The organism is Pseudomonas sp. NPDC087358, assembly GCF_044900785.1.
Classification (GTDB): Bacteria; Pseudomonadota; Gammaproteobacteria; order Pseudomonadales; family Pseudomonadaceae; genus Aquipseudomonas.
The window spans coordinates 20,741-29,581 of the sequence record NZ_JBJDOA010000002.1 but is presented as its reverse complement, the minus strand read 5'-3'; the positions used below and the strand labels follow the sequence as shown (position 1 = coordinate 29,581).

At 59.9% G+C, this 8,841-nt stretch carries 9 protein-coding genes and 1 tRNA gene (1 of these 10 running past the window's edge); 8 read left to right on the top strand and 2 right to left on the bottom strand.

Features of this window, described 5'->3' with window-relative positions; translation table 11 throughout:
- The 4 genes from ACI2KS_RS03715 to ychF form a co-directional block, all read left to right on the top strand.
- Window positions 1–807: the 3' portion of a ribose-phosphate pyrophosphokinase gene (locus ACI2KS_RS03715; protein WP_404617336.1), read on the top strand. It extends 123 nt beyond the left edge of the window; 807 of the gene's 930 nt are visible here — the last part of the coding sequence; the start codon falls outside the window, past its left edge; the stop codon is at window positions 805–807.
- A 139-nt stretch (window positions 808–946) separates the two neighbouring features.
- Window positions 947–1,546, top strand: a complete 600-nt coding sequence (locus ACI2KS_RS03710) for a 50S ribosomal protein L25/general stress protein Ctc (RefSeq protein ID WP_404617334.1) — start codon at window positions 947–949, stop codon at window positions 1,544–1,546.
- Between the two features lie 76 nt (window positions 1,547–1,622).
- A complete protein-coding gene (pth, locus tag ACI2KS_RS03705) occupies window positions 1,623–2,207 on the top strand; it encodes an aminoacyl-tRNA hydrolase (RefSeq protein ID WP_404617332.1) in 585 nt (194 codons plus the stop codon).
- 21 nt (window positions 2,208–2,228) lie between these two features.
- Window positions 2,229–3,329, top strand: coding sequence for a redox-regulated ATPase YchF (gene ychF, locus ACI2KS_RS03700; protein ID WP_404617330.1), 1,101 nt, complete (start codon window positions 2,229–2,231; stop codon window positions 3,327–3,329).
- Window positions 3,330–3,430: 101 nt separating this feature from the next.
- Here ychF and ACI2KS_RS03695 read toward each other — a convergent pair whose 3' ends face one another.
- Window positions 3,431–4,135: a glutathione S-transferase family protein gene (locus ACI2KS_RS03695; protein ID WP_404617328.1), complete on the bottom strand. Its 705-nt coding sequence runs from the start codon at window positions 4,133–4,135 to the stop codon at window positions 3,431–3,433.
- Window positions 4,136–4,286: 151 nt separating this feature from the next.
- On the opposite strand from ACI2KS_RS03695, the gene ACI2KS_RS03690 reads away from it, so the two are divergent.
- Together ACI2KS_RS03690 and ACI2KS_RS03685 are read left to right on the top strand one after the other, a co-directional pair.
- Window positions 4,287–4,922 carry a TetR/AcrR family transcriptional regulator gene (locus tag ACI2KS_RS03690; RefSeq protein ID WP_404617326.1) on the top strand — a complete coding sequence of 212 codons (636 nt, stop codon included), beginning with the start codon at window positions 4,287–4,289 and terminating at the stop codon, window positions 4,920–4,922.
- 2 nt (window positions 4,923–4,924) lie between these two features.
- Complete coding sequence (locus tag ACI2KS_RS03685) at window positions 4,925–5,635, top strand: glutathione binding-like protein (RefSeq protein ID WP_404617324.1); 711 nt, start codon at window positions 4,925–4,927, stop codon at window positions 5,633–5,635.
- 115 nt (window positions 5,636–5,750) lie between these two features.
- Here the strand turns inward: ACI2KS_RS03685 and ACI2KS_RS03680 are convergent, their stop codons facing one another.
- Entirely contained in the window at window positions 5,751–6,758 is a 1,008-nt protein-coding gene (locus tag ACI2KS_RS03680; protein ID WP_404618455.1) for a methyl-accepting chemotaxis protein, read from the bottom strand.
- A gap of 1,496 nt (window positions 6,759–8,254) precedes the next feature.
- Between ACI2KS_RS03680 and ACI2KS_RS03675 the strand changes: the two genes are divergently transcribed.
- Both ACI2KS_RS03675 and ACI2KS_RS03670 read left to right on the top strand, forming a co-directional pair.
- Window positions 8,255–8,331 (top strand) — tRNA-Met (locus ACI2KS_RS03675).
- 146 nt (window positions 8,332–8,477) lie between these two features.
- Window positions 8,478–8,822 carry a bacteriocin gene (locus tag ACI2KS_RS03670; RefSeq protein ID WP_404617322.1) on the top strand — a complete coding sequence of 115 codons (345 nt, stop codon included), beginning with the start codon at window positions 8,478–8,480 and terminating at the stop codon, window positions 8,820–8,822.
- The last annotated feature ends 19 nt before the right edge of the window (window positions 8,823–8,841 follow it).

Genomic DNA, 8,841 nt, shown 5'->3' with positions numbered 1-8,841 from the left:
GAAAACGATCGCGCTAACCACGATTACATAATTCAGCCGACCTGCGCTCCGACCAACGATAACCTGATGGAACTCGTCGTGATGGCTGATGCCTTCCGCCGCTCCTCAGCGACTCGAATCACAGCTGTTATCCCTTACTTTGGTTATGCCCGCCAGGACCGCCGTCCGCGTTCCGCTCGCGTGGCTATCAGCGCTAAAGTGGTTGCGGACATGCTCACCGTCGTCGGTATCGACCGGGTGCTGACCGTTGACCTGCACGCTGACCAGATTCAAGGCTTCTTCGATATTCCGGTAGATAACATCTACGGCTCCCCGGTTCTGGTGGATGACATCGAAGATCAACGCTTCGAAAACCTGATGATCGTTTCCCCGGATATTGGTGGCGTCGTGCGTGCACGTGCCGTTGCCAAATCCCTGGGCGTGGATCTCGGGATCATCGACAAGCGCCGTGAGAAGGCCAATCACTCCGAAGTGATGCACATCATCGGCGACGTCGAAGGTCGTACCTGTATCCTGGTCGATGACATGGTTGATACCGCCGGCACCCTGTGCCATGCGGCCAAGGCCCTCAAGGAACATGGCGCTGCCAAGGTCTTTGCCTACTGCACACACCCTGTGCTGTCGGGTCGTGCGATCGAAAACATCGAAAATTCCATGCTGGACGAACTGGTGGTGACCAACACCATCCCGTTGTCCGCTGCAGCACAAGCCTGTAACCGTATCCGTCAACTGGATATCGCACCGGTAGTTGCTGAGGCGATGCGTCGCATCAGCAACGAAGAATCGATCAGCGCGATGTTCCGTTAAGGGCCCTGCCCTCTCGAAACTCCGTTGACGAAAAGCGCCCCGCCCCAGCAATCACTGTTGGGGCGGGGCTTTTTTGCCCATATCGCCCGAGCGTCGGTCGCAAACGCAAAGGCGAGTGTGGTTATTTTGGAGAAACAACATGAATGATTTCACTCTGAATGCTGACCTGCGTTCTGACCTGGGGAAAGGTGCGAGCCGCCGCCTGCGTCGTCTCGCAAGCCTGGTTCCTGCTGTCGTCTACGGTGGCGACAAAGCCCCGGAATCCATCAGCATGCTGGCTAAAGAAGTTGCCAAACTGCTCGAAAACGAAGCGGCTTACAGCCACATCATCGAGCTGAACGTTGGTGGCACCAAGCAAAACGTCATCATCAAGGCCCTGCAGCGTCACCCGGCCAAAGGCCACGTGATGCACGCTGACTTTGTACGCGTTGTTGCCGGTCAGAAACTGACCGCCATCGTTCCTGTGCACTTCCTCAATCAGGAAGCAGCGGTCAAGAAAGGCGGCGAGATCTCTCACACCGTCGCCGAGATCGAAGTCAGCTGCCTGCCGAAGGACCTGCCTGAGTTCATCGAAGTCGATCTGGCTGACGCTGAAATCGGCACCATCGTTCACCTGTCGGACCTCAAAGCTCCTAAAGGCGTCGAGTTCGTAGCTCTGGCACACGGTAGCGACCTGGCTGTTGCCAACGTTCACGCTCCACGTGTTGCTCCTGAAGCTGAAGAAGGCGCTGCCGAGTAATCCATTACTCGCACGCCGGTTGAACGGGCGACAGCACCTGGTGCTGTTGCCCTCGACCCAAGGAAGAGCCCCTGACGTGACCGCCATCCAACTGATCGTCGGCCTGGGAAACCCCGGCCCCGAATACGAACAGACCCGGCATAACGCAGGGGCTCTTTTCGTTGAGCGTATCGCCAGCGCGCAGCGCGTCAATCTGACAGCTGACCGCAAATATTTCGGCATGACGGCTAAATTCAGTCATCAGGGCCAAGACGTTCGTCTGCTGATCCCCACCACCTACATGAATCGCAGCGGCCAGTCCGTAGCGGCTCTGGCCAATTTCTTCCGCATCAAGCCGGAAGAAATCCTGGTGGCACACGACGAACTCGACCTGCCCCCAGGCGTTGCCAAGCTCAAGCAGGGCGGCGGCCATGGTGGGCACAACGGGTTGCGCGACATCATCGCGCAACTGGGCAATCAGAATACTTTTCACCGCCTGCGGCTTGGCATAGGCCACCCGGGCGTCGCCAGTATGGTTTCTAATTTCGTCCTGGGTCGTGCGCCACGCGCCGAACAGGAAAAACTCGATGCCAGCATCGACTTTGCCCTCGGCGTGCTGCCGGATATCCTCGCCGGTGAATGGAACCGCGCGATGAAAACCCTGCACAGCCAGAAGGCCTGACATCACTCGAGGGGAAACACCATGGGATTCAACTGCGGCATCGTCGGCCTGCCCAACGTCGGCAAGTCCACCCTGTTCAACGCCCTGACCAAATCCGGTATTGCGGCGGAGAACTTTCCCTTCTGCACCATCGAGCCGAACAGCGGCATCGTGGCCATGCCCGATCCACGCCTTCAGGCCCTGGCCGATATCGTCAATCCCAAGCGCATCCTGCCGACCACGATGGAGTTCGTCGACATCGCAGGTCTTGTGGAAGGTGCGTCCAAAGGTGAAGGCCTGGGCAACAAGTTTCTGGCCAACATCCGCGAAACCGATGCCATCGCCCACGTGGTCCGCTGCTTCGAAGACGAGAACGTGATTCACGTCTCCAACAGCGTCGACCCGAAACGCGACATCGAGATCATCGACCTCGAGCTGATCTTCGCTGACCTCGACAGCTGCGAAAAACAGCTGCAGAAAGTCGCGCGCAACGCCAAGGGTGGCGACAAGGACGCAGTGATCCAGAAAGGCCTGCTGGAACAACTGATCGCTCACTTCACCGAAGGCAAACCTGCACGCACCCTGATGAAGAACATGGGCGCCGATGAGAAGGCCGTGATCAAGGGTTTCCACCTGCTGACCACCAAACCGGTCATGTACATCGCCAACGTCGCCGAAGACGGCTTCGAGAACAACCCGCTTCTGGACGTGGTTCGCGCCATCGCCGAAGAGGAAGGCGCGATGCTGGTGCCGGTCTGCAACAAGATCGAAGCTGAAATCGCGGAGCTTGACGACGGTGAAGAGAAAGACATGTTCCTCGAAGCCCTGGGCCTTGAAGAACCTGGCTTGAACCGCGTGATCCGCGCCGGTTACGAAATGCTCCACCTGCAGACCTACTTCACCGCCGGTGTTGAAGAAGTCCGCGCCTGGACCGTCCGCGTGGGTGCCACTGCTCCGCAAGCCGCTGGCGTGATCCACACCGACTTCGAAAAAGGCTTTATTCGCGCCGAATGCGTCGCCTACAACGACTTCATCCAGTACAAGGGCGAAGCCGGTGCCAAGGAAGCAGGCAAATGGCGCCTGGAAGGCAAGGACTACATCGTCAAGGACGGTGACGTTTTGCACTTCCGTTTCAACGTCTGATCGCAGTCGTTTCTGGTTAGCCAGACGCCCTGCCACGAGAAGCCCCCATTCGGGGGCTTTTTGTTGCGCGGGAGTTTTTCAGCCGAACGTCATGAAACTCGTCAAACCGTTTTTGCATAGTTCGACGGGAACAACGCGCGTCGGGCCTCATCGTCCATGTCCTTCTTGAACGCGTGATCCTTGCCCACATCCTTCGCCCTGGCGGCGGCCGGGCGGGCATCGATGTTCTGGAACCAGCGCTTGAGGTTGGGGTAGGCAGCCAGCGCGTCCTCGGCTCCCTTCATCACCCGTGGCGCCCGGATCAGCCAGCCCCAGGTGGAAATGTCAGCGAGGGTGTAGTCGTTACCGACGATGTACTCGCGGCCCGCCAGATGCCCATCGAGCACCTCGTAGTGGCGCTCGATTTCACGGCGATAACGATTCACTGCATAGTCGTTGCCCTCAGGCGCCGCGTACTGAAAATGCACGGCCTGGCCGGAAAACGGCCCAAGCCCCGAGGCGATGAAAAACAGCCATGAAAGCAGTTCAGGCTTGTCTTCAGGCGCGCCCATGAACTGCCCGGTCTTCTCTCCCAGATACAGCAGAATGGCGCTGGAATCGAACACCCTCGCCGCTTTTCCGCCAGGCCCTTCGGTATCGATGATCGCCGGTACCTTGCCGTTGGGATTGATTGCACGAAACTCGTGCAGATGCTGTTCGCCCTTGCTGGTATCGACCGGCACCACCTCGTAGTCCAGCCCGGCCTCTTCGAGAAACAGCGCGACCTTGGCCGGATTGGGGGTGGGATGGAAATAGAAACGGATCATGGCGTTCATCTCTTGGGGGTATGAGTCGGGGTCAAACAGCCCAAATCAGGCGCCTGACCAAAACGAGCTTGTGTTTTAGAACGATTGATCTAGATTAAGCCAGCAATGGAGCACCGCGCAATGTCCGCGCCTGCCCCGACAGGAATAGACGATGGCACGACCAAGAGAATTCGACGAAGCGATTGTCCTCGATGCTGCAATCCAGTGTTTCTGGGCCAAAGGCTTCGAAGCGACATCGATGCGTGATCTCATCGATTGCATGGGTATCACCGGGGCCAGCCTGTACAACGCGTTCGGCGACAAGCGTGCGTTGTACCTCAAGGCCCTGGCCCACTACCTGGAAAACAGCTTCGGCGAGCGCGTCATCCGCCTGGAAAGCACGCTGCCGGCACGTCAGGCGATCGCCGCCTTCTTTGAAGAAATCATCGACCGCTCGATGAGCGACATTCAGCACCGAGGTTGCATGATGGTCAATTCGGCGCTTGAAGCCGCGCCCCATGATGCCGGGGCACAGGTGATCGTTGATGACTTCCTGACCCGCGCTGAGGGCTTTTTCCGGCGCTGCGTGGAGTCCGGTCAGAACGACGGCACGATTTCCCGCTCACAGCCGGCCGAAGACCTCGCCCGCCTGCTCCTCGGCGTGCTATTGGGCATTCGCGTGCTGGCGCGCGTCAGGCCACAGCGCGCGTTGCTGGAGAGCATCACCAGACCCGTCGCTGCCCTGCTCGAACCCCAGCAGTCGAGCAGCGCCTCGCCCCTCCCTCTCCCGTCCATCACGGAAGCCTAGCGATGATTGAGCTCTACTACTGGCCAACGCCCAACGGCCACAAAATCACCCTGTTCCTCGAAGAGGCAGGCCTGGACTATCGCATCCACCCGGTCGATATCAGCGCCGGGGATCAGTTCAAGCCGGACTTTCTGGCGTTTTCCCCGAACAACCGCATGCCGGCGATCATCGACACTACGCCGGCCGACGGAGGTGAGCCGATCAGGGTTTTCGAATCGGGGGCAATTTTGTTGTATCTGGGCGAAAAAACCGGGCAGTTCCTGCCAACCGATGTCCGCGGCAAGAAAACCGTCACCGAATGGTTGATGTGGCAGATGGGTGGCCTGGGGCCGATGGCGGGGCAGAATCACCATTTTGGCGTGTATGCGCCAGAGAAGCTGCCGTATGCGATCACTCGCTACGTCAACGAAACCAACCGCCTGTACGGGGTGCTGGACCGCCAACTGGAAGGCCGAACGTTCATCGCCGGCGAGCACTACTCGGTGGCGGACATGGCCGCGTATCCGTGGGTGGTCCCTTGGCAGCGCCAGCAGCAGAATCTGGATGACTTTGCGAACCTGAAACGCTGGTTCCATACCATCCAGGCCCGTCCGGCGACTGTGCGGGCCTATGCCCGGGGCGAAGCGCTTTCGCAGAACCGCGCGTCGGTGACCGAAGAAGGTAAGAAGATTCTGTTCGGCCAGACCTCTGCAAGCGTGCAGAAGAAAAACTGAGTCTGTAGCAGCACGGCTTGCCAGCGCTGGCGTCATCAGCATCGCTATCGCCGGCAAGCCTCGCTGCTACAACTGCGTACCGCGCTCGATCAGGCAACCGAGGAGCGCAAGCACCTTATCCCAGCTGAAACCTTGAAGTGTTGTCGCTCAACGCACGGCTGCCCTTGCTCAGCGTGTCCGCTGCCTGGTTCACCGCACGGGCGCCGTCGAGCAAACGCCCGGCCGCCTGATCCACCTGCTGGATATTGCCGCTGACCTCATCGGCTGTCGCCGCCTGCTCTTCCACAGCCGTTGCGATCTGCGCCAGCGTGTCGGTGACGATCTGCACCGCGCTGGCGATTTCGCCCAGACGCTCGCCAAGGCCTGTGACCGACTGCGCATCGGAGACCGCCTGGCCGCATGCCGCTTCCATCAGACTCACCGCCTGGCTCACCGTCGAGCGCAGGCTGTCGACCGTGCCGGCGATCTGCGCGGTCGAGGCCTGGGTGCGTTGCGACAGGCTGCGCACCTCATCGGCCACGACCGCAAAGCCACGCCCTTGCTCACCGGCACGGGCCGCCTCGATCGCGGCGTTGAGTGCCAGCAGGTTGGTCTGCTCGGCGATCCCACGAATGGTGTCTACCACTGATTGAATCTGCTGCCCTTGCTCGCTGACCTTGCCCAGCGCGTTGGCGGTTTCGGTCAGCTTCTGGTTGAGCTGCTGGATGCTGGCGGTGGTGCGCAGACTGTCGCGGCTGCTGTCCTCAGCGATGCGCCGGGTATGCTGGGCACTGCCCGAAGCCTCTTCGCAGCTTTTCGCCACGCCCAGAGAAGTCGCCGCCAGCTGGGTCGCGGCCGCTGCGATCTGGCTGATCTGTTGCTGCTGGTCCTCGACCTCATTGAGGGTGCTGCCGGACTGCGAATTAAGCGTCTGTACGGCTGAGCCCAGTTGCAGCGTCTCGTGATTGACCCCCAACAGGCTGGTGCGCAGTTGCACGACCGCAACGTTCAGCGCAGTGCTGATCGCCGCCAGTTCATCACGACCCTCTACCGCCACTTCAACGCACAAGTTGCCATCACGCAATGACTCGGCCAGCGTGGTGATGCCTTTGGCGCTGCGACGGATGGAGGCCTGCAGGCACATGAACAGATAAAGCGCGGCCAACGCCAGGATGCTGAACGTTGCAGCCACCGGGATGAATTGCTTGATTGCGCGGTCGTGGTAGTAATCCAGACGACTGCTCAATGATGTCAGCGATTGATTGCGCAATGCAGCCAGCGCTTCGAGCGTACCGTCGATACTGCGCTCGAACGCGCTGGTGTCGAGTTTGATCGTACCGCCGAAGACACCGTCATCCAGCACCTTCAACTCGCTGTCTAAGCGCTGAAGGCTGGCATCGTATTGGCCGGTCCAGGTTTCCATGCCGGGATAGGCCTTGGCTTGCAGCGAAGCCACTGCCTTGACCAGCTGATCGCGAGCATCGCCAATCCGGCTTCGCAGATCGCGCATCTGCAAACGGCTTTGCAGGGTGAACTGCCCCGATGCCACGGACGACTGGCCGATACTGGCCATCCGGCCCACGCGCTCGATCAGATCCGGTGCCTGTTGAGTGGCGACTTGCATCAACAGATAAGTTTCCAGCCAAGGGTCGAGGATCAGCCCGCTGTCCATGGCGATCTGCTCACGCAGGCTCTGCAACGCGGTCAACGCCGAGGTGAAGCGGTCGTAGCCATCCGGCCACCAGCCAACGGTACGCAGCGACTCGGAGTCCATGCCTTTGACCAGCGCCTGCAAGGTCTGGAATCGGGCCATGGTGTCCGCGCTGACAGCACGAGCCTTAAGCTCATCGCCCAAGGTCGCGAGTGTCTGCCCCATTGCCGGATTGGCAGCGTCGAGCGCGGCCATTGCTGCCTTCGCTGCCGGTGTTGGATCGTGAAGGATATCGGCCGCCTTCCAGCGCGCGGCACGGTTACGCTGAGCGGTCAATTGAGCATCCAGCGCGTCCAGCGCCAGCAATTGACGTACCCCCGACTGCTCGCCGGAAATGACCGCCAGTTTGGTGCGGTAATCCTGACCGATCATCCACAGGCTTCCCGCCAGCGGCAACATGAACAGAAAGAACAGCACCTGAAACTTGCGCGCAAACCCGAAACGTCCGAGCAAGCGGATACCTGGCGACAGAAGACTTTGCATGTCCGATTACTCCTCACGGACAACCCGCCGCCGCAGCTTGTGGCCACGGCAGATGTTGTCTCATATTCTTACCGGCAAAATGCCATGTCTTTGTATTGAAAACGACAACCGCCCGTCATATGCGTCGAGGACGGCCAGAACGGTTGGCTGGGGGAAGCGTGACCACCGCCCGCTACAGCCAACCCATGCGGCAGGCATAAGCAAGAAACGGACCGATAGCAACAAGCCATCAAAATGGGCACTGGGTCGAATTCGGTGCACGGCGCGTGCACGAAAGTGGGGCGAAACCACTCAGAGCGCCCCGCAAAACTGTCACCGAGGTGAAGGGGACTCGCAGGTTGCACAGGGGAATCGGCGCTAAAATCCTAAGCGGTTGATCACACGCATAAATTTTTCAAAGAGACGCTTGACACATCCCCGTTCTAAGCGAATAATGCGCGCCACTTGGCTACATAGCTCAGTTGGTTAGAGCATAGCATTCATAATGCTGGGGTCCGGGGTTCAAGTCCCTGTGTAGCCACCAAGTACCTCAACAAAGCCCGCCTTGTGCGGGCTTTGTTGTTTCTGGTCGTTTGGTTCTTCCACTGATCAACCGAGCGAGCGCCGATGATGCGTCTTCATCTACGGCATCCTGTCACGACGCTGTCCTATTTTTTTGAGGTCGAGTTCATGCGATTCACGCTTGCTGCACTGGTTCTAGGGCTTCTGATGTCACAAGGCGCAATGGCAGGCAGTGCAAGCACTGCCATTGGTGGCGGCCTGGGTGGCGCACTGGGCAACGTCGTTGGCCAGCAAATGGGCGGCCGTAACGGCGCGGTGGTCGGTGCGGGCCTGGCGGGCGCCGCAGGCGGTGCGGTGACGGCCAGAAAAGGCCACAAGACTCGCGCAGCCCTGGGCGGCGGTCTGGGCGGCGCGGCAGGCTCGGTGATCGGCAGCAAGCTGGGCGGCTCGACGGGTTCGACCATCGGTGCAGGCCTGGGCGGTGCTGCCGGTGGCGCCTTGGGCGGCAAGTAAACACCTCCTGCGATGCCAG